Below are 23,138 nucleotides of genomic sequence, written 5' to 3'. Positions count from 1 at the left end.
TTACGGAATATCCAACTTAGTGGAAAAATAGGCATGCGTCACACACATTTTTTAATGCCTTTAGCACTGGTGAGTGCAATGGCTGCTGTACAACAGGTTTATGCCGCGGATGAGTTTATTGCCCAAGATGTTAAAATCGAAGGCTTAGTTCGCTTAACTCCTGCCAATATTTATAGTATGTTGCCAATAAAAAGCGGTGATCGTGTAAATGATGCGACCCTCAATAATGCCATACATACTTTATATGACTCAGGTTTATTTGATGACATTAAAGCAAACCAACAGGGTAATACTTTAGTTTTTAATGTTGTTGAACGCCCAATTATTTCTAAAGTTGAATTTAAAGGCAACAAACTCATTCCTAAAGAAGCTTTGCAAGATGGCTTGAAAAAAATGGGAATCGCAGAAGGCGAAGTGCTGAAAAAGTCGACTCTGCAAAATCTTGAAACAGAGCTTGAGCAGCAATATAACCAGCAAGGTCGTTATAATGCTGACATTAAAGTCGAAACCACGCCACGCCCAAATAACCGTGTTGACTTAACCATTAACTTTAATGAAGGTAAGGCTGCTAAAGTTGTCGATATCAGTGTGATTGGTAACACAGTTTTTAGCGATGATGAAATTAAACGAGCATTCGCACTTAAAGAAAGTAGCTGGTCATCTATCGTTACTCGTAATGACCGTTATGCTAAAGAACGTATGGCAGCAAGCTTAGAAGCATTACGCGCATTATATTTGAATGCGGGTTATGTTAATTTTGCTGTGAATTCATCAAATTTAAATATCAGTAATGATAAGAAAAATATTTTTGTTGAAGTTTCAATTACTGAAGGTCAGCAATTTAAGGTTGGTCAGACTAAGTTCTTAGGTGATACTTTATTTAAGCCTGAAGAGTTAAAAACGCTGCAAATTTATAAAGATGGCGATACTTATTCTCAAGAAAAAATTGATGCTGTCAAAAATCTGTTATTGCATAAATATGGTAATGCAGGTTATTACTTTGCAGAAGTCAATGTTGTTCCACAAATTGATAATGATAAGAAAACCGTTGATCTGAATTATTACATTAATCCAGGTCAGCAAGTGACGATTCGTCGTATTAACTTCATAGGTAATACTAAAACTGAAGATCAGGTATTACGTCGTGAAATGCGTCAAATGGAAGGTGCTTTGGCAAGTAACGAGAAAATCGACTTGTCTAAAGTACGTTTAGAACGTACTGGTTACTTTAAAACTGTTGATGTTAAACCTGTACGTATTCCAAATGTGCCAGACCAAATTGATTTGGATGTTAATGTTGAAGAGCAACATTCAGGAACAAGTACTCTAGCACTAGGTTACTCACAAAGTGGCGGTATCACTTATCAAGCCGGGATTAGCCAGTCTAACTTTCTGGGTACAGGTAAAAGCGTAGGTTTTGACTTTACTAAATCACAGTATGCAACATCTTATAGTTTGGCAGTCACAGATCCATACTTTACGATTGATGGTGTAAGTGCTGGTTATAATGTCTATTATAAAGAAACTAAGCCATACCAAGACTACCACGTTAGTGATTACTATTCTAAAACACTCGGTGCCAATACAAGTTTGTCTTATCCAATCGATGAGAACCAGAGTGTTAGTGGCTCATTGGGTTTAGAAAGCACAGATATTTCTACCGACCAATATGGTTCAGTTGCATTTAGAGACTATTTACTGAGTCATGGCGGCAAGGTAAAAGCAACGGCAACAACGACTTCTGGTGGTGTGGCTTATGATAGTGAGTTTGAAGGGACCTATCTCAATTACCTTGTAAACTTGGGTTGGTCATTTAATACTCTAAACCGACCAATGTTACCAACTTCAGGTCAGTTGCACAGTGTGAACTTGGAAGTTGCTTTACCTGGTAGTGATGCTGCTTATCAGAAATTGACTTATAGCACCCAAGTATTTTTCCCAATTGGTGGTAAAGGTTGGGGAGTTCATGGTTATGGTAAGTTAGGTTATGGTCATGATCTGCCTTTCTGGAAAAACTACTATGCTGGTGGTTGGGGATCAGTCCGTGGTTATCAAGACAATACTTTAGGGCCAGCTTATCCTGGGGTGTACTATAGTGCGAATAACATAGCGCAAAGTAGTAGTCGAGACTCTACAGGTGCCAATGCCTTAGTACAATTTGGTGCGGAACTGATTTTACCTGTACCATCGAAAGGTGACTGGGCACGTAATGTTCGTCCTGTACTGTTTGCTGAAGGTGGCAATGTCTTTGATACAGAATGTAATGTGACTGCTTATAACAATCCTGCTACTCCAGTCACTTCTACGAATGCTGGCGCAAAGCAATATTGTAAAGATAACTACGGTTTTGATGTAAGTAACTTACGTTATAGCGTTGGTTTTGGCCTGACTTGGAATACCATGATTGGCCCTCTTTCAATTAGTTATGCTTTCCCGCTGAATAAGAAAACAACGGATCAAACGCAAGCAGTACAATTCCAGATTGGTCGAACTTTCTAAGTTCGACCTTCGGTCAGCCGTTAATGATGTAATGATTTAAGGATATATTGATGAAAAAATTAGCAGTAGCATTTGCAGCAGGTTTAGGTTTTATGGGTATGGCACACGCCGCAGGTTATGGTGTGATTGACATGCAACGTGTTGTTGAAAGCAGTACTTATTTGAAACAGCAAAATGATGGCTTACAACAAGCAGTAAAACCTTCTGCTACACGTGTTGAACAGTTAAATAAAGATATCCAAGATTTGCAAAATAAAGCAGCCACAGCTAAACCAGCAGAAGTGCAGCAGCTTAAAACGCAATATGACGCGAAAGTAAAAGAAATTAATTCATTGGAACAAAACATTCAGCAGCGCGTACAGTCTACCTCTCAGGCGACAGGACAAACTTTTACGACACGTGTGCAGCAAGCAGCAGAGCAATTGCGTAAAGAAAACGGTTTAGATTTTGTTTTGAATAAAAATTCAGCACTTGCCTATGACGCTAAGAACGACTTAACTGATAAAATGATTCAAAAGGTTAATGCGATGAAATAATCAATGATTCAGCGTTCATATACACTTAAAGAATTAGCATCTTTAGTACATGGTGAATTAATTGGGCAACCTGAAACGAAAGTTTCAGGTTTGTCTAGTTTAGAGCAAGCGACATCACAGCAGATTTCTTTTGTGAATGGGGATAAATACTTAGAGCAAGCACTTGCATCTAAGGCTGGTATATTAATCGTCACACATGATTTGCAATTGAAATTGACAACACACCATAATTTTATTGTTGTTGATAATCCTTATCTTGCTTTTGCAATTCTTACACATGTATTTGAAATTAAAAAAACAGATGTGGGAATTGAGAGTACAGCCCAAATTCATCCGTCAGCGATGATTTCAGATACTGCCTATGTAGGTCACTATGTGGTCATCGGTGAAAATTGTGTCGTTGGAGACCATACGTTTATTGAGTCCCATGTCAAGATTGATGATGGTGTGGAAATTGGGCATAAATGTTTTATTGACTCACATGTGACGATTACTGGATTTAGCAAGATTGGTAACAATGTGCGTATTCATGCCAATACTGTCATCGGAAGTGAAGGTTTTGGTTTTGCTCCTTATCAAGGGAAATGGCATCGTATCGCGCAGTTGGGTTCTGTAAAAATAGGCAATAATGTTCGCATTGGGTCAAATTGTAGTGTTGACCGTGGTGCATTAGATGACACAATTTTGGAAGATGGGGTCATTGTAGATAATCTTGTGCAAATCGCCCATAACGTACATATTGGTGAAAACACAGCGATTGCTGCAAAAACAGCCATTGCAGGTAGCGTAACGATTGGCAAAAACTGTATACTTGCGGGCGCTTGTGGTGTTGCTGGACACCTAAAAATTGCTGATAATGTGACATTGACCGCAATGTCAATGGTCACAAAAAGTATTTTTGAGGCTGGCTCATATTCTTCAGGAATTGGTTTATTTGAAACTAAGCATTGGCGCCGCACAGTTGTTCGCTTAAGACAATTAGCAGATGTGCCATTGACCCAAATCGTCAAACAACTTGATCATATACAAGCTCGTATTGAGTCACTTGAATCAACTTTTAATATGCGTAAATGAATATGACAGAGTCACAAAATCAAGATTTAAATAAACCAGCATTACCAATGAATATTCAACAAATTCGTGAATATTTGCCACATCGCTATCCATTCTTGTTAGTGGATCGAGTGACAGAAATTACCGATAACAGTATCGTTGGTTATAAAAATGTATCTATTAATGAAGAATTTCTTCAAGGACATTTTCCTGAATATCCAATCATGCCAGGTGTCTTAATTGTTGAGGCATTGGCGCAAATTTCTGGTGTACTAGGTTTTGTGTTAAATAACGAAAAACCTCAGCCAGGCTCTTTGTTCCTTTTTGCAGGTGCAGAGAAAATTCGTTTTAAGAAGCAGGTTGTTGCAGGGGATCAGCTTGTGCTGAAATCTGAGCTTGTCATGCAAAAACGTGGTATTTACAAATATAACTGTACTGCTAGCGTTGATGGTGTTGTGGCAACAACTGCTGAAATTATTATCTCTCATCAAAGAATCTAGAGTAGGCATGAGCAATAAAGAATATATCCATCCAACCGCTATTATTGACTCTTCTGCAGTTATTGCACCCAATGTAAAAGTTGGTCCGTACTGTATAGTTGGTCCTCATGTGACTATTGGTGAAGGTACCATACTTCATTCTCACGTTGTGATTGGCGGATATACTCGTATTGGTGAACACAATGAGATTTTCCAGTTCGCGAGTGTAGGCGAGGTATGTCAAGACCTTAAATATAAAGGCGAAGAAACATGGCTTGAAATTGGCGATCATAATGTGATTCGTGAGCATTGCAGCTTGCACCGTGGTACGGTGCAAGATCATAGTTTAACCAAAGTGGGTAGTTATAACTTACTCATGGTGAACACGCATATTGCTCACGATTGTCAGATTGGCGATCATAATATTTTTGCCAATAATGTGGGCGTGGCAGGTCACGTTCATGTTGGAAGTTATGTTGTTATTGGTGGGAACTCTGGAATTCATCAATTCTGTAAGGTTGATTCTTACAGCATGATCGGGGCAGCATCTTTAATTGTGAAAGATGTGCCTGCTTATGTGATGGCATCTGGAAATCCAGCTCATGCTTTTGGTTTGAATATTGAAGGAATGCGCCGTAAAGGTTGGTCAAAACAAGTGATTCAAGGCTTACGTGAAGCATTCAAGCTCATTTATAAAGAAAGTCTGACAACCGTAGAAGCGCTTGAGCGTATTCGTGCAGAAATCTTGCCAGAGGTGGCTGAAGTTCAGTTGCTGATTGATTCTTTAGAACAGTCACAGCGTGGTATTTTGCGTTAAGCAGGATACCATGTTAAAAAAGATGCCATAGGCATCTTTTTTTGTGGGTGTACGTATTTGATGATCTGTTTATGAAAATTAGAAATTTTAAGCACTTTGCTTTAAATATTGTTGTTGATTAATAATAGGCGTGCCTGTTTTTCGCTGTACTTCATCAAACTTGACTTGATCTGCCAGTTCAATCAATTTCACACCTTCATTTGTAATATCAAACACGCCTAGGTCTGTAATAATGCGAGAAACCACACCTAAACCTGTGAGTGGTAAGTTGCATTGATCCAGAATTTTGGCTTCGCCAGTTTTGGTGCAGTGAGTGACTTGCTATGCTAAATGAGGTATTGAACTGCATTCAAATGTTTTTGGGCCTAATGCATCAAGAGATGAGTAGTTGTGTAAAAATATTTTGATATCATTAATACATTTTTATAGATTGTTTTTAAGTTCTTTACTTTTTCAACCTGCCAAAGAAAGATACGGAAATGGCATGAATCCTATAAACATTGACTTAAAGTGCAAGACTACATCGATTCATATGTATTAGTAACTCAGTATGTCTGTAGAGTTTCTCTAGTTTTTACTACCGTATGTTGGGTCTTGGTTTATGTGATTTAGAATCAAAATTTAAACAAAATTTGGGGAAGAACACTTTAAACAGAGTATCTATGAGTTGTTCTCACTAAAATTTATACGCACAGCAGAGTAAGATGCTCTAAAATGACAGTTGATTCTTTTTTGAGATACTTGCATGTTTAGGTCTAAGGACAATTCAACAAAAATTAGCACCGATGAGCATAAGAAAAATATAGATTATGTTTTTAACGAAGTTGGATTTAGTTTTTTTGTACTTAAAAATTTTCTATGGTTTTTTTGGTTTTTAGATTTAGGGTTATTGCCAGGAAAAATTATAACGTATCTATATTCTAACCATGCAACATGGTTATCTTATGCTTATGATGTAAAAAGTTCTTCGTGGTTAATGTTGGATAAATCACCAACGCTCAGTTATATCGGCTGGTTTTGTATTGCGTTGGCACTTTCAAATCCCAAAACCATCCGGCAATTATTGTATAAAATTCCATTCTTAAAAATTAAAATCAGTCGCGATCTTCTCAATTATCAAACTTTGGTTTATGGTTTTTTTATTGGATTTCTTGCATCTCATTTATCGAGTGTTTTTATGGCTTTGCCAGATATTTTTTCAGAATACTCAATTGATTATATTCGTATTTTTTAAATTATTTAGCATATTTAGACCACATGATAATGCTGGTTGTATTATGACGTTGAGTTGATCCAGAAAATTTGGATTAGACGTATGGTTTATATGATGGAGCGAATTTGTTTATTATTTGATAAATCATTGAAAATGAAGTTTGATATTGATCAATAAATGGCTTGACTAGCTTTACTCTTATTGTTGACATGAGCTAAAATTCTGCACGTTGCAACATGTGGTTAGATTACATATTTTCTTCGGTTACTATGTGTCTAGCCAGTAAAAAAACTTGTAATTTTCAATGAATTTATATATGATGCATTTCGTAATAAAGTCTTGTAAATACAAGGATTTATTGTTGTATGGGGCCTATAGCTCAGTTGGTTAGAGCAGCGGACTCATAATCCGTTGGTCCACAGTTCAAGTCTGTGTGGGCCCACCAGATTTTATAATCATATGCACTCATATGGTAACTAAACCCTTAATTATTAATAAATTAGGGGTTTTTTTATACTAAAAATAAACTTATATGCACTCTACCGAAACTGCTCGTTTGTATCCTGAAATAAAACTATAACTCAGGATACAGGTTCTTAATAACAGCCGAGTATCCCCGTTTAACATGAAGGAAATACTCAGCGAGTGATGAAGGTGTTCAAGCGATTCAGCAGGCTGTAAATGAGCTTATTGGGCGAATTTATACTGACAAGGAAGGTAATAAAAAGTCCATCACATTGGATGATATGTTATTTGTAGCGCCGTATAACTTTCAAGTGACTAATAAACTTAAATCTGTTTTAGGTAAAATGCAAAATTGGAAGTGTAGATAAGTTCCAAGGCCAGGAAGCACCTATTGTATTTTTCAGTTTATGTGCAAGTGATGCGAATGATTCGCCACGTGGAGTGGATTTTTTGTTTGATGAAAACCGTTTAAATGTAGCAAATTGGAGAGCACAGTCTTTAGCAATCGTGGTGGGGAATCCAAAGTAATATTAAACAGCAGAAGTTAATGAGTGTGTTTTGCTAGTTAATGAGATATATTCTGTAAAATAACCTTTAATATTATTAATTTACATTTAATTGATTTGAATATATATGGGGTAAAAATGAGCTACTGGATACAAGAAGATTTTGATCTATTACGTAAATGGGCAAAGCAGAAATATGATAAAAGCAGTTATGAACATATAGAAGTAAGAAAAGCGTTAGCTCAAAAAATATATCCATATACTAAAATCTGGGCTGAAAAAGTAAGGGATTCTTTTTTAAAAAATGATATTCCAATTGAGATTAAGCAAGCAGCATTTGATGCAGGCCAAAATTTTTATTCTTATCAATGGGCTAAAATTTTTCCAAGCAAATATTCTGAAAACTTAGCTTACACGGTTGGAATTGATGCTGATTTAGGTTTTGAAATTAAAATTGATACTGTTAAGTTGGGAATAGATGAAGATCCTAAGGATAAAAAAGCTAAGGAACGTGTGTTATATGAGTCAATAAGAGGTCCAAAAAATAATTCTTCTATTGTTTCTATATTACCAATAACTGATGGTTTAGAAATGGATATAGAGCATTTAGTTGAGTGGACAATACAGGAGTTTCAAAATTTTTCACCAACTTATGAAGAAATTTGCAAAGAATTGGGGCTGGAAATAAAAGATAATACATCGCCAATTATTGAAAAAAATCCTAAAAAACATTCATTAAACCAAATTCTTTATGGTCCAGCAGGTACAGGTAAAACTTATAATACAATTAATTATGCATTATCTATTCTAGACGGGAGAGACCTTGAAAAACAACAAACCCAAGATGATAGAAACAAATTCAAAAAATATATGGCTGAAGGTCGCATAAGTTTTGTGACTTTCCATCAAAGTTATGGCTATGAGGATTTTGTTGAGGGTATTAAAGTTGTACCAGAGAATAATCAGTTAACTTACCCTGTTATACCTGGCATTTTCAAAAAAATTTGTCAGTTAGCTAGTGCGAATGTTAAATCTAATATCAGCGAAAAATTTGATTTAGGAAAGAGAGCTATATGGAAAATGTCATTAGGCCGAGCTGGTATTGAAGATGATCTATACCGATCTTGTTTAGATAATGATGTTGTTCTATTGGGTTGGGGAGATGCTATTGATTTCACAGGCTGTAATGAACTTCAAGCCATAAAACAGAAATTAACTGAATTTGATTATCCAATAAATCAATTAGATACAGCATCTAGTTACGTGAATACTTTTAAAAATAAAATAAAAAATGGTGATTTAGTTGTCATTACGGATGGAAATCTAAAATTTAGAGCAATAGCAGAGGTAATTGGAGCATATGAATATGATAGTGAGCAAGAGTTTAGCTATCACCAAGTGAGAAAAGTGAAATGGCTGAAAAGTTTTTCACCAAGCCTAAATAATGAGGATTATTTTAAAAAAATATTCTCACAATCAACTGTTTATAATCTTGAAAATGCAGTAGATAAAGATAAACTTCAAAATTTATTGACTCTAGAGAAAACAGTTAAAAGAGATAGAGATGATAAATTTGTTCTTATTATTGATGAAATTAACCGAGGAAATATTTCTAAAATTTTTGGTGAGTTGATTACTTTAATTGAAGAATCAAAAAGAATGGGTAAGGCTGAAGCTTTAGAGATTATTTTGCCAAATTCCCCAAATGTAAAATTTGGTGTCCCAGAAAATCTTTATATTATTGGAACAATGAACAGTTCTGACCGCTCATTAACATCTGTTGATATCGCCTTAAGACGGCGCTTTGAATTTATTGAGATGCAACCTCAACCAGAAGTTTTAAAAGATATTGTTATACAAGGCTTAGGAGTGGGAGCTGTTTCTAATATATTGGAAGTGATGAATAAAAGAATTAAAGTTTTATTAGACCGTGATCACTGTATTGGCCATGCATATTTTACCCCATTGATAGAAAAACCAAGTTTAGAAAATTTGATGCACATTTTTGAAAAAAGAATAATACCATTATTGCAAGAATACTTTTTTGATGACTGGACTAAGATCAACTTAGTGCTAGGTGAAAATGGCATGGTTCATACAATGAACTTAGATTCAACATTATTTTTATCGATGAATCCTAGTGAAATTGAGCATCTAAAAAAACGTAATTGGGATGTAAATAATTATTTATTTCAGAATGCTCCATTAGCAATAAAGGTAAATGCTTTAAAGCAAACTATAAGTCCGAAGAAAGACTATAAAATTCCAAAACTAGAGAATACAGTTAAAGAGGTCTCATAATTGTGCTCAGTTTGCGTGAATATGGTGTCATTGAAGACAGTGGCACTGAACAAGCTTTTGCTAAAGAGTTGGATCATATTTGTGTTCCAACTTCAGTATTTGACTATCTATGTGAGATTTCTAGTCAAGCTAAAAAAAATGGTGCTGCCATTTTTGAGTTAGAGGGCAGACGTAAAATAAAAGTTGATAACTATGTGGGTATTATCCAAACACCATGTGGTCATACAATTGAGATACTCCCCAAGCATGTAGAAATAGAAGAGCAAGATCAAAGAAAAGTTGCATTTCTAAAAGAACGTCAGTTACTTAGAAAAATGCTACTTGCCTTATGGAAACTTCCATCTCCACGAGAAGCAGGAGCAGCTACACTCGATAAATTAAACCTACCTTTAAGTGAGTGGATCATGAGTCGCTTTTTGGAGGCATGTAACCTATTGCTTCAGCGAGGTGTACGGTCTGAATATCAATGTATCGCAGAGCATAATGCCTATTTAAAAGGTAAATTGAATATCCAAAGATATCTGACTCAACCAGTGACAGAGCAACATCGTTTTCCGATTGAACATGATATATTTTCTTTAAATACAGCACCAAATCGCCTTATTAAAACTGCATTAGAAAAAATCTGTAAACTCACACAAAATAATGATAATTGGCGATTGGCAAATGAAATACGTCTTAAATTGAATGAGGTACCAACAAGTACATTGCCGCGTTTAGACTTGCCTCAATGGAAATCAGGTCGTTTATATGCTCAATATGAACCAATCAAAGTCTGGTGTGAAATAGTACTAGGTGAACAGACACCATCAGCATTGCATGGTGAATGGCATGGAATAAGCTTGCTCTTTCCTATGGAAAAGTTATTCGAAGCTTATGTGCTGAGTGAAATGGAGAAAAAATATTTGGATCATTACCGAATCCAAAGGCAAAAGAGCAATAAATATTTGTCTCGTCATAATGGAAAAGATAGATTTAATCTTCGACCAGATATTTACTTTGAAGCGAAAAATAAAACTGTTCATAGGAACATGATTTTAGACACAAAATGGAAATTATTGGATCAGAACAGTGAAGACCAACGTTATGGAATCAGCGATGGTGATATGCAGCAAATGTTTGTTTATAGTTATATGTACCTGGAACACGATGGTCCAATAGTTTTGATTTATCCAAAAAGTTCAAAATTTCATGAAGCTTTACCTGAGTTTCAGTTAAATAAGCATGAAAGAGATCAAGGAAAAAATCCAAAGATATGGGTTCTCCCTTTTGATCTAGATAATGATGAATTAATCGGTTTTGATATGATAATGAATCAATGCATGGGTGACTCTTGACAAAAATGTACGATAGACAATTTATTATCTGATAGTGGATGCTTTGAAAGTAAAATGATCGGCATTTAAGCAAGATATTCTTAAAGGAGACTACAAAATTCCAGGTATCATCTCAGCTTATTTAACTGAAACTCAGGTAAAGCTTCATGAAATTTATTTAAGACATACCATCGTGAAAGAACAGACTCAAATTGGCAATTGTCATTATAATATTGATGTCGGATCATCTTTCACTCAGAAGCTTTGTATTGTCAAAATGCAATGAAATGATTGGAATAGTGGGGGAGTAAAGTGGTACTAAGTAGTTAAATTGATTAAAAAAACATTTGAATCGTGTATCCTGTTTTGTATCCTAATTTTTTTAAAACTATAGGATAGGAGATTGTTTTCGTTCGTGTGGGCCTTAGGTGTACTAATTTTAAGTTTTTTGTTTTATAAATCCATGTAACACTATGTGTAAGTTTTCGGCTTATATAGCCTCTAACGATAGAATTTATCTATTCACTATTATTATATAGTTAAACTCAGCAGTCTTTAGAAAGCATAAATTTATGTTTATGCTTTCTATACAGGATTGGTGTGAATGCCTGCTCAATGGGGCTGTTTATAGTTGCTGGTCGTATCATGGTGTTGATGATAATGGCTTGATTTATGTTGCTCATGCTCATTAGATTTATCTTTAGGGTTCTTTTGCGGCGGAGCATCATCTTGACTTGGCTGCTCTTTAGTGTTGTTAGACTCTAATTCATCCTTAGGGTGTTTTTGCTTAGTCATTTTATTCATCCTTTTTTAAAATCATAAGATTGACGATTTTTTAACCGACCCTATTACAATGCACGGATGCAAAAAAAAGATGTAGTTTTATATTGTATCCAAATATCAAGCAGCGTCTAAAGTTCTACCTACAAATCATTATCCAGTTTTGGATTGTGGGTTTAATACAACTCAAAAAAGTTGTGAAAGAAAATTTCTTCATTCTATATTTTGACTTCAATCAGTTAGAACGTCTGGCGAATAGCGAAGTGAGTCAAATCATAAAAATATACTGCATCATTACAAAGTCATTTTTTATTGAAAAGGATACCGCATCTAAAATGCAGATAAGATTTTTTATCCAAAAACGATTTTATTGTAGTATCAATATATTGGGGATGAAATTGTTATAAGTTGCAGATATGGATCGCTTGGAATGCAATCGGATGTTGATTGCGGTGATAGAACAAGGCAGCTTCGCTAAAGCTGCAGAACAGCGTCTGACCAGTGTGGCTCAGGCTTCTAAACTGATTGCGCGTCTGGAAAATGAACTGGGTGTGCAATTGCTGCATCGTTCAACACGTTCTTTGCGTACGACAGAAATTGGGCAAGCGTATTATTTGCAAGTCAAGCAACTCATGGCTGAGTTTGACGAACTGGAAGTGAGTGTCAAAAACCAGTCACAAACACCCAGTGGCCGTATTAAAATTAGTGTTCCCAATTCTTTTGGGGTGAACCAGTTAAGTCATGCACTGGTTGACTTTGCCCAGCTGTATCCTGAAATTGAACTTGATGTCAGTTTTACCGATCGTCTGGTGAATGTGATTGATGAAGGCTTTGACCTTGCAATCCGAATTGGTTCTTTAAAAGACAGCAACCTGATTGCCCGACATTTGCTGGATATACAGATTCTACTTGTGGCTGCACCGAGTTATTTGCAGAAGGTACAGTTACCCAAGCATCCACAAGATTTACTAGAGCATCAGTGCATTATTGACCGCAATTTTAAAGAGCCTGAATTATGGCGTTTTGACACGGTGCAACCGCCTGAACAACAAGAAGTGGTGCAAATACAAGGTCGAATCCATTTTGCAAATACTGAAGCTTGTCATACAGCAGCTTTGGCAGGTTTGGGGATTTGTAGAATGCCTGCCTTTATTTGCGGGCAGTCACTAAAAGCCAAGCAATTGATTCCAATCATGCCGAATTATCGGATCAAAAGTAGCGGGTTATATGCGGTTTATCCGCCATCACGGCATTTGGCAAACAAGGTCAGACGCTTGATTGATTTTCTAAAAAGTTATTATCAGAGCCGCCCAGAGTGGGATTTTATTGATTCAGAATAATGAATAAACCTTTTTCATCATGGTTTCCCTCTTTATTTTTCTCTCATAGAAATAAACAGAATGAACTTGTGAAAGAAGCTCAATTATTTCTAAAATGGAAATAATATTTTGCTTGCTACGTGATTAATCTACAGATTAAAAATAATTATGCTATTTCCATAACGACATTGTTAAAGGAAATCATCATGAATACTGCACGAACCGCGCCTTATGCCGCTTTGCTGTTGCGGGTGAGTCTAGCGATTTTATTTTTTGCACACGCAGGGCTAAAATTTTTCGTCTTTACGCCTGCAGGTACAGCCAAATTTTTTGAATCTGTGGGTGTTCCTGGCTGGATGGCATATGTGACGATGACTTGGGAAGTGGTAGGAGCAATTGCACTGTTAGTTGGATTTAAACCACGTTTGGCAGCATTGGCACTGATTCCTGTCTTGCTGGGTGCAATCTTTACTGTACATGGTGCAGCAGGTTTCTGGTTTACCAATGCCAATGGTGGCTGGGAATATCCAGCGTTCTGGATTGTCGGGTTAATCAGTCTGGCATTAATTGGTGATGGGCCATATCATTTAAAATCTTCTTTTAAATCATAAAATAGAAATGAAGTGTGGTATTGAATCAGCACAACACTTTTTTGCTTTGAATAGGATAAAACCATGTTAGTAAATGGGCAGTGGGTAGAGAACTGGCAACCCGTACAGGCAACCGATCAGGAAGGTGGCTTTGTCCGCCAAATATCAAGTTTTAGAAACTGGATCACGCCTGATGGTCGGGCAGGTCAAACGGGTGAGGGTGGTTTTGAGGCAGAAAAAGGGCGCTATCATTTGTATGTTGCGCTGATTTGTCCTTGGGCATCACGGACACTGATTGCCCGTGAATTAAAAGGCTTAACCGATATTGTGTCGGTTTCGGTGGTTGAACCGCAATTGAGCGACTTTGGCTGGCGTTTTGGGTATGCCTTTTCTGCGGATACAGACAGCTTAAATCATAAACAATATATGCATGAGATTTATACGCTTGCCGATCCGCATTTCACTGGGCGGGCAACTGTACCTGTGCTTTGGGATAAAAAACGCAAAACGATCGTTAATAATGAATCGTCCGATATTGTTCGGATGTTTAATGCTGGGTTTGCTGATTTGGCACAGTCTGATTATGAGTTGTATCCGCAAAAGCTACAGCCTGAAATTGATGTACTGAATGAGCAGATTTATCAAAAACTCAACAATGGCGTGTATCGCGCTGGTTTTGCAACGACACAAATCGCTTATGAACATGCAGTTGCGGACGTTTTTGAAATGCTGGAACAACTCGAAGTGCGATTGTCACAGCGCCGTTATTTGTTTGGAAATGAATTTACTGAAACTGATATCCGTTTGTTTGTGACTTTAATTCGCTTCGATGTGGCGTATCATGGTTTATTCAAATGTAATCTGAAACAGTTACGTCACTATTCACATTTAAGTCGCTATGTTCAAGATATTTTAATGATTCCTGGTATTGCTCAGACGGTGAATTTTGAGCATATCAAACAGGGATATTATTCAATTAAGTCCTTAAATCCTTTAGGTATTGTGCCTGTTGGACCCGAAATTAACTTTCAGTTACCCCTATAAGGTGAGAATACGATGAAAATTAAATTGGTGATTTTCTTGCATGGTGTTGGGAGTCAGGGCGCAGATTTATTGCCTGTGGGCAAGTTTTGGCAACATTATTATCCTGAACTAAAAATTGCAGCGCCGAACGCACCTTATCGATTTATGAATAGCCCTGAAGCCTTTCAGTGGTTCAGTATTGATGGGGTGACTGTAGAGAATCGGTTACAGCGGATTGAACAGGCGCGTCCTGCTTTTGATCAGACGATTCAACAAATCTTAGAACAACATCAGTTACAGGATCATTTGGATCAGGTGGTGTTTTGTGGGTTTTCACAAGGCACGATTATGGCACTCGATGCTGTTGTTTCAGGACGTTGGGCAGTTGCTGGCGTGATTGGCTTTTCTGGACGGTTATCTAGCCCAATTCAAGCAGATTTGGCTTATAAACCTAAAATTTTGTTGTTGCATGGTCAGAGTGATACAGTCATTCCAGCGACTGAATCGGTTCAGGCAGAACAGTATTTAACACAAGCTGGTTTTGATACAACGGTACATTTATTTGATGGGCTTGGGCATAGTATTAATCGAACTGAACTGGAACAAAGCTTAAGCTTTTTTAAGTAGTTTATAAAAATCTGGATGCGTACGTCACTACGCGTACACAGTACAATTGTGTTTGAAGAGTCAAAGTGAGTTCCTAAAGAAATTTTTAGAAGTTAATTTTATTAAATAAAGCTGAGCTAATATATTTGAGGAAGCATAATGCTGCTGCATTTTACTTCCTCTTTGTATTTTTAGAATAAATATGGTTTCTTTCCTAGGTCTATCTTATTGTCTAAGCGGATCCGTTAAGCAGATTTTCGATAATTTTTTGAAGTATTAAATCTAAAAATTATTCTACAAATCATTAGTTTGAATTGATATAATTGTTTTTTTTATGAAAAATGAAGCTTCGCAAAGAAAATAGACTTCTTTCATAAATCAAAAAGCACTCAAATTTGATCTGCCAATGAATATCTCGACTTTAAAAAGCTTTCTGAAACGCAGTTTAAGCGATATACAGGCATCTCATGATCAACCATTCTATTTAATGGTTGATCAATTGAATAAGCACGTCATCACAAAAGGCAGACACTCCAAGTTAAGTGTGGAGGATTAGGGTTATCCTCTGTCTCAGTTATTGGCGTGAATATCGAACTTTATTTCATGTTGCGATAAGTTATGGAGTTTCAGAACCAATCGCCTCAAGAATTTGATCCTAGACAAAATAATGGACAGTAGTTCCCTCTAAAGCTAACGTAACGTTAACTTTGGAGATGTAAAAATGGCTAAACGCTTTAGTCCTGAATTTAAACAGCAGGCAATAGATTATGCACTTTCGAATTTGCATGAGTCTGTAGCTTCAATTGCCTAGAAATTAGAGGTCGGCTATTCATACAATGCGGTGACGGAAAGCTTCTTTCATACATTGAAAGCTTATGTGGTACACGGTAGTGTGTTTACTACTCGAAAAGAAGCCAATTCTGTCTTGTTTGAATATATTGAGATTTACTATAAGCGAATTAAACGATATTCTGCAAATGGTTGGTTAAGTCTGAAGCCTTTGAACAGAAATATTTTAAGAATTTAGAGGGATCGGCTGTCCACAATACTGTCTAGGATCATTATTATGATTCATCTATAAAGTTGATATAAATTTTAAAAAATATAACCGTGTTAGGGTTGGTAAAGATTGTTGCATTGATGCAACAAAACGTTTTATCTATAACAGTGTAATTTTTTGATGAAAGTTTAAAATACTCACAATACGGTTTATTACGAGACAAACAAAATGAATTTCAAAGCATTATCCCTTGGTTTAGCAGTTGCAGTTGCGAGTTCATTGACTGTAGCAGCACCTGTAGCTTATAAAATTGACCCTACGCATACAGCAACAGTTTTCTCTTGGAATCACTTTGGCTTTTCTACACCAAGTGCAAACTTTTCTGCTATTCAAGGTGTGATTAATGTTGATAACGCAAAACCTGCCAATTCTTCAGTAAACGTAACTATTCCTGTAAGCAGTGTAAACACTAACGTTCCTGCTTTAGATAAAGAGTTTCAGGAAGAAGGCTGGTTTAATGCAGCAAAATATCCAAACATTACTTTTGTAAGTACAAAAGTTGAAACTAAAGATAAAAAACACTTTGATATTACAGGTAACCTGACTGTTAAAGGTATTACTAAACCAGTGGTTTTGAAAGCTGTGTTGAATAAACAAGGCGTTCACCCAATGACTAAAGCAGAAGCAGTTGGTTTTAATGCCACTACGAGCTTTAACCGCTCAGACTTTGGTATCGCGAACTACGTGCCAAATGTTGGTGATAAAATTACTGTAAATATTACAACTGAAGCACAAGCTGCTAAGTAATATTTAGATAAATGAAAGGCTTATATTGAAAAATGTAAGCCTTTTTTTATTTAATTTAATTTAAATTATGTAAATATCTTTCAATAAGCTTCTTTCATCAGTCCATTTTATTTATCCGTATGGGAAAAAAGTGGATGTAAATAATGATAAAAGAAGTCTCATATTTTATTTCAAATTAATTCTTAAAGCCCGAACTGATTCATCGCCAAACTATATTAAACCTGAAGATTGGATATGTACTGCCCAAGCACTTCTGCTGCTTTAGACATAAGCTCTGGCGCATAGCGATGATTATCTTCGCGCAGTTGTTGAATATTGATATTGGCTTTACGCAGTTCACAGGTATGCCCAATCAACCACTTTTCTAAATCCTCTTCAGCTACCTCAATATGAAACTGTAAGGCTAAAATATTTTTCCCAATTTGAAATGCCTGATGTGGGTAAAGATCGGAACTTGCCAGTAACTCTGCTTGCGTAGGCAAATCAAAAGTATCACCATGCCAATGTAAAACAGCAGTTTGACCTAACACTACCAAAGGATTATGGGGTGCTTCGGGTAGGCTGAGTGAACTCCAACCAATTTCTTTGGTATGACCCGCGTAAACTTTAGCCCCTAAAGCATAGGCAATCAATTGTGCACCTAAACAAATGCCCAGCGTTGGTTTGTTGTCGGCAAGGCGTTGTTTTAAGCCTGCTATTTCATCGACTAAAAATGGATAATCATCCTGTTCATAGACCCCGATTGGCCCACCTAAAATCACAACCAAGCCATTGTAAGCAAGTGCTGCCGATAGATCATCGACTCCTGCATCAAAATAACGGACACGATAACCATATTGATAAAATACATCTTCTAAAGCCCCTAAATCTTCAAAGGCAAGATGCTGAATTGCATAAATTGTTTTAGGTAGTGTTGGGTGAAGTATTGTTGTCATCATGCGCCTTGAATTCGGTTGAACTAAAGTCAAAACATAAACAATCAGTAGAAAAAAACAAGTTGAAAATTGTTTATTTTACAAAAGGCTACTGCATATCTGATGAATTTTTTACCGCACTCAATTGTGGTATAAAAAAGCTGACTTAAACCTAAGAATCTGTGATTGCTTAGCATTTAAGTCAGCTTCAAATAAAAAAAACAGCGAATCGAGGTTCGCTGTTAACGTAGCAAATACCGCTACAAAAGGCTAAATCAGAAGAAACCCATCGCTTTAGTTGAGTAGCTTACCAACAAGTTTTTAGTTTGTTGATAATGGTTCAACATGTCTCTATGGTTTTCACGTCCGATACCTGAACGTTTGTAGCCACCGAACGCTGCGTGAGCAGGGTAGATGTGGTAACAGTTGGTCCATACACGACCCGCTTCAATTGCACGGCCTGCGCGGTAAGACGTATGCGCTGAGCGCGACCATACACCTGCACCTAAACCATAGATGGTGTCGTTTGCAATTTTCATTGCATCATCAAAGTCTTTGAATGTGGTTACAGACAATACAGGCCCAAAGATTTCTTCTTGGAAGATCTTCATGTTGTTTTCGCCTTTGAAGATCGTTGGTTCGATATAGAAACCACCTTCTACGTCATGGCGAGGAGAACCACCTGTCAACAATTGAGCACCTTCGCTGCGGCCAGTTTCGATGCAACCCAAAATTTTATTTTGTTGTTGAACAGACGCTTGAGCACCGATCATTGTATCTGTATCAAGTGGGTGACCTGTTTTGATACGTTTTACACGCTCAATTGCTTTTTCCAAAAATTTGTCAGCAATGCTTTCTTGAACAAGTGCACGAGAAGGACAAGTACAAACTTCACCTTGGTTCAAGGCAAACATCGCAAAACCTTCAAGTGCTTTGTCTAGGTAGTCATCTTCTTGATCCATCACGTCTTCAAAGAAGATGTTTGGTGATTTACCGCCAAGTTCAAGTGTTACAGGAATAATGTTTTCTGTCGCATACTGCATGATCAATTGACCAACAGCAGTTGAACCTGTGAATGCAATTTTTGCAATACGTGGGCTAGTTGCCAGTGGACGACCCACTTCAGCACCAAAACCGCTCACAATGTTTAAGATCCCTGGTGGAAGAAGATCTTGAATCAATTCAATGAGAACCAAAATACTAGCTGGTGTTTGCTCAGCTGGCTTCATAACGATACAGTTACCTGCAGCCAGTGCTGGTGCAATTTTCCATGCCGCCATCAAGATCGGGAAGTTCCAAGGAATAATCTGACCCACAACACCTAGTGGTTCATGGAAGTGGTAAGCGATGGTATCTTCATCGATTTCAGAAATGCCACCTTCTTGTGCACGGATACAGCCTGCAAAATAACGGAAATGGTCGATTGCAAGTGGGATGTCAGCAGCAAGTGTTTCACGAATTGGCTTACCATTGTCCCAAGTTTCTGCTACCGCAAGAACTTCCAAGTTTTCTTCTAAACGGTCAGCAATTTTAAGCAATAAGTTAGAACGAGTTGTAGGAGATGATTTGTTCCATGAAGCTTTTGCTTTATGTGCAGCATCTAACGCAAGCTCGACATCTTCAACAGTTGAACGCGCAACAGTTGTAAAAACTTTACCATCGACTGGAGAGCTATTTTCAAAATACACGCCTTTTACCGGTGGGACCCATTCACCACCAATAAAGTTTTCATATTGAGATTTGAATTGAACTTTTGAACCAGGTTGATTCGGGTCAAGATAGCGCATGTGAAAATTCCTTTGCTTTATTTTATATCATCTAACAAAAGCATACTGCTTCTGATAAAGTACTTCTGGTACATTATGGATATAATAATAATCATAAATTAGGTTGGAAAAAGGTTGGAATTTGCCAGCTATACAAGGGAAATACAAATGTTTACGAAAAAAGATTTATCGCACCATCGCGGTGCGGTAGAGCAGTTAAGGCAGAGCATCTCCTGGTCGCCTCAACAAGCTCAAGAAGTAGGTCAGAGCATTATGAGCTCCTGGCAACGAAGTATTTCTGCATGCATTCCAAAAGAGCGCATGGCTGCGCCATTGGTAGACAATACTGCATTTAAGGGCAACACCCTAGCTTCAGCGCTACAACGCTGTGAGGCTGAATTAAGGCACGTTGCACAGCAATCCTCAATGGTTCTGGCAATTGGTGACGTTGGTAGTACCATTGTCTGGACAGCCGCAAGCCGTGAAATGCAGGCTCAGGCTGAGCAGGTACATTTTGTGTCTGGTGGCAAATGGAGTGAAGATGCGGTGGGTACCAATGCCTTGGCACTGTCGCTGAAAACTCGACAGTCATGCTGTGTTTTTTCCAGTGAACACTATATGGAATCGGTACATGACTGGGTTTGTTATGCGACGCCAATTGTTGATCCGTATTCGCATCAGTTGCTTGGTGTGGTGGATTTATCGACAACATGGAAAAATCATAATACTTTAGGTGTACTTGCAGTTGAACGCTGTGCCTCGATTATTCAATCTGCACTACTCGAACAGCAAAAACAGCGTTTGTATATTCGTGCTTTTTCTGTTTCACAAGTGTTGTTCAATGGCAAAGTGCTGGTACTGACTCCACGCCAATTTGAAATTATGACCATTTTGGCACTTTGCCCACAAGGGATGAATCTCGACAAGCTACACAGTGCGCTTTATGGTGAGCGTAAGGTCAGTATGGGCACGCTAAAGGCGGAAATGTCGCAGCTACGTGATTTGCTTGGTGGAATGCTTGGTTCGCGCCCATATCGCTTGTTAGCGCAAGTAGAAGCCGATTTCTTACAGGCAGAGCAAGCGCTTGATGCTGGATATTTAGAATCTGCCTTGCGTTTGTATACAGGTGTGTTTTTAGCGAAAACGGAAAGCCCATTTTTATGCGCTTGGCGTGATTGTTTAGAGTCTCGTTTGAGTGATGCAATTTTTAAAGCCAAAGATACGGATACACTACTTAAACACATTGCACATGTACCCGATGCAATTGATGCGGTTGAGCGTCTGATTGAGTTATTACCAGAAACTCATCCTGCTCATCAGGTTTTAGAAAAGTATAAAGATTCGTAATTAAAACCAAATAGAAATATTTAAACGATAAATAATAAAAACAATAAGCTGAATGAATAACAATAATAATTTTTGCGTTGCTTAGGCATCGCATTGTCTTCGTTTGTTTAAAAATAAAAAAAGCCCCTCACAAAGCGAACTTTGTGAGAAGCCTATCTGGAGAAAACTTACAGCATTTAAAAGTGATTACAAAGCAGCTTTAAAAATATCTACAACTTGAGCATGTGTTGCTTTACGCGGGTTAGTTAACATACAAGCATCTTTCTGAGCATTTTCAGCCATAACATCAAGATCTTCAGTTTTTACACCAAGCTCAGTCAAGCCTGAAGGAATACCGATAGAAGAAGACAACTCGCGGATGGCAGTGATTGCAGCAAAAGCAGCTTCGGTCACAGTTAAGCCATGAGTATTTACACCCATTAAGTGAGCAATACGTGCATAACGGTCAGGACAAGCAATCAGGTTGAATTCGCAAACGTGCGGTAGAAGGACTGCATTACATACACCGTGAGGAAGGTTATAGAAACCGCCCAATTGGTGAGCCATTGCGTGCACATAACCTAAAGATGCGTTGTTGAATGCCATACCTGCAAGATACTGTGCATAGCTCATTGCATCACGCGCTTCAAGGTTTTGACCGTTAGCAACTGCAGGGCGTAACCATTCACTAATCATGGTAATGGCTTTTTCAGCACATGCATCTGTAATTGGGTTTGCAGCAGTAGAAACGTAAGCTTCAACAGCGTGTGTTAATGCATCCATACCTGTTGCAGCAGTCAAGCTTGCTGGCTTAGCAATCATTAGTTTAGGATCGTCGATGGCAATCAGTGGAGTACAGCGCCAGTCTACAATTGCCATTTTAACGTGAGTATCAGTGTTGGTAATGATACAGAAACGTGTCATTTCTGAAGCAGTACCTGCTGTTGTGTTGACTGCAATTAATGGAGTCATTGGAACTGTACTTTTGTCAATACCTTCGTAATCACGAATATGACCGCCACCCGCTGTAACAAGACCAATACCTTTTGCACAGTCGTGTGAAGAACCGCCACCAAGTGAAACGATAAAATCACAACTATTGTCAATGTATTCTTTTACACCATTGTGTACGTTAACATCGGTTGGGTTTGGTTCTGCACCTGGGAAAATATGGCTCTCTACACCAGCATCTGTTAAGTATTGAGCAATTGTGTCTGCTACACCAAACTTAAATAAACCTTGGTCGGTAACAATCAGTGCTTTTTTTGCACCTAGATTTTGCGCTTTAGTTCCGATTTCTTTGGCACAACCTGGTCCAAATAAAGACACGCAAGGGATGTAAAAACCGTTAGTTTGGTCAGCAATATTTTTAAAAGCCATGGAGCGATTCCTTCTTCCATTATTCCATTGTGTTCTTTTGTAGGCGATTAACTTCACCATGTCGCTAGTATTGTTAGCTGCTCTAAAATTTCCTACCTACCAAATACCTACCAACATTTTATTAGGTAGGTTGTTTAATTATATCTTTAATATTGAATGATTTTATTTTTATTTGTTTCAAAAAACTGAGTAAAAAACTCAGATTTTTAATGGATTTTTTAAACTAAGAAATTGTGTTTTTTAGTCTGATATTTCCCTTATTTTCGGAAACTGGTTAAGCTATGCCAGATTGTTGAAATTTTGATGGGCTTATGAAACAAGAGACGGCGCTGAAACTTTTAAAAGCAGGCGAAAATGTTTTTTTAACGGGTTCGGCTGGTGCAGGTAAAACTTATACACTTAATCAATATATTCAATATCTTAAAATAAGAAAAGTACCTGT

Annotated in this window: 22 protein-coding genes, 1 tRNA gene and 2 pseudogenes; 20 read left to right on the top strand and 5 right to left on the bottom strand. The window is 37.4% G+C overall.

Annotated elements, in window-relative coordinates:
• Window positions 1-33: 33 nt before the first annotated feature.
• From bamA to lpxA, 5 genes are read left to right on the top strand one after another with little or no spacing between them, the layout of a single operon-like run.
• Complete coding sequence (bamA, locus tag E0H77_RS11250; RefSeq protein WP_131378056.1) at window positions 34-2,499, top strand: outer membrane protein assembly factor BamA; 2,466 nt, start codon at window positions 34-36, stop codon at window positions 2,497-2,499.
• 50 nt (window positions 2,500-2,549) lie between these two features.
• On the top strand, window positions 2,550-3,035 hold the full coding sequence (locus E0H77_RS11245) for an OmpH/Skp family outer membrane protein (protein ID WP_131315022.1): 486 nt from the start codon (window positions 2,550-2,552) through the stop codon (window positions 3,033-3,035).
• Window positions 3,036-3,038: 3 nt separating this feature from the next.
• Window positions 3,039-4,109, top strand: coding sequence for a UDP-3-O-(3-hydroxymyristoyl)glucosamine N-acyltransferase (gene lpxD / locus E0H77_RS11240; RefSeq protein WP_131378054.1), 1,071 nt, complete (start codon window positions 3,039-3,041; stop codon window positions 4,107-4,109).
• Between the two features lie 2 nt (window positions 4,110-4,111).
• Window positions 4,112-4,588: a 3-hydroxyacyl-ACP dehydratase FabZ gene (gene fabZ / locus E0H77_RS11235; protein ID WP_131378052.1), complete on the top strand. Its 477-nt coding sequence runs from the start codon at window positions 4,112-4,114 to the stop codon at window positions 4,586-4,588.
• A 7-nt stretch (window positions 4,589-4,595) separates the two neighbouring features.
• Window positions 4,596-5,384, top strand: a complete 789-nt coding sequence (gene lpxA, locus E0H77_RS11230) for an acyl-ACP--UDP-N-acetylglucosamine O-acyltransferase (RefSeq protein ID WP_131378050.1) — start codon at window positions 4,596-4,598, stop codon at window positions 5,382-5,384.
• Window positions 5,385-5,471: 87 nt separating this feature from the next.
• Here lpxA and E0H77_RS11225 read toward each other — a convergent pair whose 3' ends face one another.
• A complete protein-coding gene (locus E0H77_RS11225) occupies window positions 5,472-5,630 on the bottom strand; it encodes a hypothetical protein (protein ID WP_213073564.1) in 159 nt (52 codons plus the stop codon).
• Window positions 5,631-6,129: 499 nt separating this feature from the next.
• On the opposite strand from E0H77_RS11225, the gene E0H77_RS11220 reads away from it, so the two are divergent.
• The 6 genes and pseudogenes from E0H77_RS11220 to E0H77_RS14080 form a co-directional block, all read left to right on the top strand.
• The gene (locus E0H77_RS11220) at window positions 6,130-6,618 is read left to right on the top strand and encodes a hypothetical protein (protein ID WP_131378048.1); all 489 of its coding nucleotides are present in this window, start codon (window positions 6,130-6,132) and stop codon (window positions 6,616-6,618) included.
• Between the two features lie 347 nt (window positions 6,619-6,965).
• Window positions 6,966-7,042, top strand: a tRNA-Ile gene (locus E0H77_RS11215).
• A gap of 371 nt (window positions 7,043-7,413) precedes the next feature.
• Window positions 7,414-7,590, top strand: coding sequence for an AAA domain-containing protein (locus tag E0H77_RS13935; RefSeq protein ID WP_228258334.1), 177 nt, complete (start codon window positions 7,414-7,416; stop codon window positions 7,588-7,590).
• A gap of 116 nt (window positions 7,591-7,706) precedes the next feature.
• A complete protein-coding gene (locus E0H77_RS11205) occupies window positions 7,707-9,869 on the top strand; it encodes an AAA family ATPase (protein ID WP_131378046.1) in 2,163 nt (720 codons plus the stop codon).
• 2 nt (window positions 9,870-9,871) lie between these two features.
• Complete coding sequence (locus tag E0H77_RS11200; RefSeq protein WP_228258332.1) at window positions 9,872-11,206, top strand: McrC family protein; 1,335 nt, start codon at window positions 9,872-9,874, stop codon at window positions 11,204-11,206.
• Window positions 11,207-11,351: 145 nt separating this feature from the next.
• Window positions 11,352-11,471, top strand: a pseudogene (locus E0H77_RS14080) (metallophosphoesterase); the annotation flags it as partial.
• A 326-nt stretch (window positions 11,472-11,797) separates the two neighbouring features.
• On the opposite strand, the gene E0H77_RS11195 reads toward E0H77_RS14080, so the two are convergent.
• Window positions 11,798-11,980 (bottom strand): hypothetical protein, encoded by a 183-nt coding sequence (locus E0H77_RS11195; RefSeq protein ID WP_131378042.1) that lies wholly within the window; start codon window positions 11,978-11,980, stop codon window positions 11,798-11,800.
• Window positions 11,981-12,405: 425 nt separating this feature from the next.
• Here E0H77_RS11195 and E0H77_RS11190 point away from each other — a divergent pair, with 425 nt between their 5' ends.
• From E0H77_RS11190 to E0H77_RS11160, 7 genes and pseudogenes are all read left to right on the top strand, one after another.
• Window positions 12,406-13,305 (top strand): LysR family transcriptional regulator, encoded by a 900-nt coding sequence (locus tag E0H77_RS11190; protein WP_131378041.1) that lies wholly within the window; start codon window positions 12,406-12,408, stop codon window positions 13,303-13,305.
• A gap of 185 nt (window positions 13,306-13,490) precedes the next feature.
• Complete coding sequence (locus E0H77_RS11185; protein ID WP_131378039.1) at window positions 13,491-13,895, top strand: DoxX family protein; 405 nt, start codon at window positions 13,491-13,493, stop codon at window positions 13,893-13,895.
• A 63-nt stretch (window positions 13,896-13,958) separates the two neighbouring features.
• Window positions 13,959-14,918, top strand: coding sequence for a glutathione S-transferase family protein (locus E0H77_RS11180; protein WP_131378037.1), 960 nt, complete (start codon window positions 13,959-13,961; stop codon window positions 14,916-14,918).
• A 12-nt stretch (window positions 14,919-14,930) separates the two neighbouring features.
• Entirely contained in the window at window positions 14,931-15,524 is a 594-nt protein-coding gene (locus E0H77_RS11175) for an alpha/beta hydrolase (protein ID WP_131378035.1), read from the top strand.
• A 521-nt stretch (window positions 15,525-16,045) separates the two neighbouring features.
• A complete protein-coding gene (locus E0H77_RS14075; RefSeq protein ID WP_131378033.1) occupies window positions 16,046-16,156 on the top strand; it encodes a transposase family protein in 111 nt (36 codons plus the stop codon).
• Between the two features lie 182 nt (window positions 16,157-16,338).
• Window positions 16,339-16,559 (top strand): annotated as a pseudogene (locus E0H77_RS11165) (IS3 family transposase); the annotation flags it as partial.
• 172 nt (window positions 16,560-16,731) lie between these two features.
• Window positions 16,732-17,310 carry a YceI family protein gene (locus E0H77_RS11160; protein WP_131378032.1) on the top strand — a complete coding sequence of 193 codons (579 nt, stop codon included), beginning with the start codon at window positions 16,732-16,734 and terminating at the stop codon, window positions 17,308-17,310.
• A 215-nt stretch (window positions 17,311-17,525) separates the two neighbouring features.
• On the opposite strand, the gene E0H77_RS11155 is transcribed toward E0H77_RS11160, so the two are convergent.
• The gene (locus E0H77_RS11155; RefSeq protein WP_131378030.1) at window positions 17,526-18,245 is read right to left on the bottom strand and encodes a glutamine amidotransferase; all 720 of its coding nucleotides are present in this window, start codon (window positions 18,243-18,245) and stop codon (window positions 17,526-17,528) included.
• 254 nt (window positions 18,246-18,499) lie between these two features.
• Window positions 18,500-20,011, bottom strand: a complete 1,512-nt coding sequence (gene exaC / locus E0H77_RS11150) for an acetaldehyde dehydrogenase ExaC (protein WP_131378028.1) — start codon at window positions 20,009-20,011, stop codon at window positions 18,500-18,502.
• A gap of 147 nt (window positions 20,012-20,158) precedes the next feature.
• On the opposite strand from exaC, the gene E0H77_RS11145 reads away from it, so the two are divergent.
• Window positions 20,159-21,337, top strand: coding sequence for a helix-turn-helix domain-containing protein (locus E0H77_RS11145; RefSeq protein WP_131378026.1), 1,179 nt, complete (start codon window positions 20,159-20,161; stop codon window positions 21,335-21,337).
• Window positions 21,338-21,523: 186 nt separating this feature from the next.
• On the opposite strand, the gene mdh is transcribed toward E0H77_RS11145, so the two are convergent.
• A complete protein-coding gene (gene mdh / locus E0H77_RS11140) occupies window positions 21,524-22,696 on the bottom strand; it encodes an iron-dependent methanol dehydrogenase (RefSeq protein WP_131314289.1) in 1,173 nt (390 codons plus the stop codon).
• 311 nt (window positions 22,697-23,007) lie between these two features.
• On the opposite strand from mdh, the gene E0H77_RS14070 reads away from it, so the two are divergent.
• Window positions 23,008-23,138, top strand: a 131-nt coding sequence (locus tag E0H77_RS14070) for a DEAD/DEAH box helicase family protein (protein ID WP_416240517.1), incomplete at its 3' end; no start/stop codon positions are given.

Source organism: Acinetobacter brisouioides (genome assembly GCF_004331075.1).
GTDB lineage: Bacteria > Pseudomonadota > Gammaproteobacteria > Pseudomonadales > Moraxellaceae > Acinetobacter.
The sequence above is the reverse complement of the archived record's forward strand: the minus strand, read 5'-3'. Positions and strand labels throughout refer to the sequence as shown.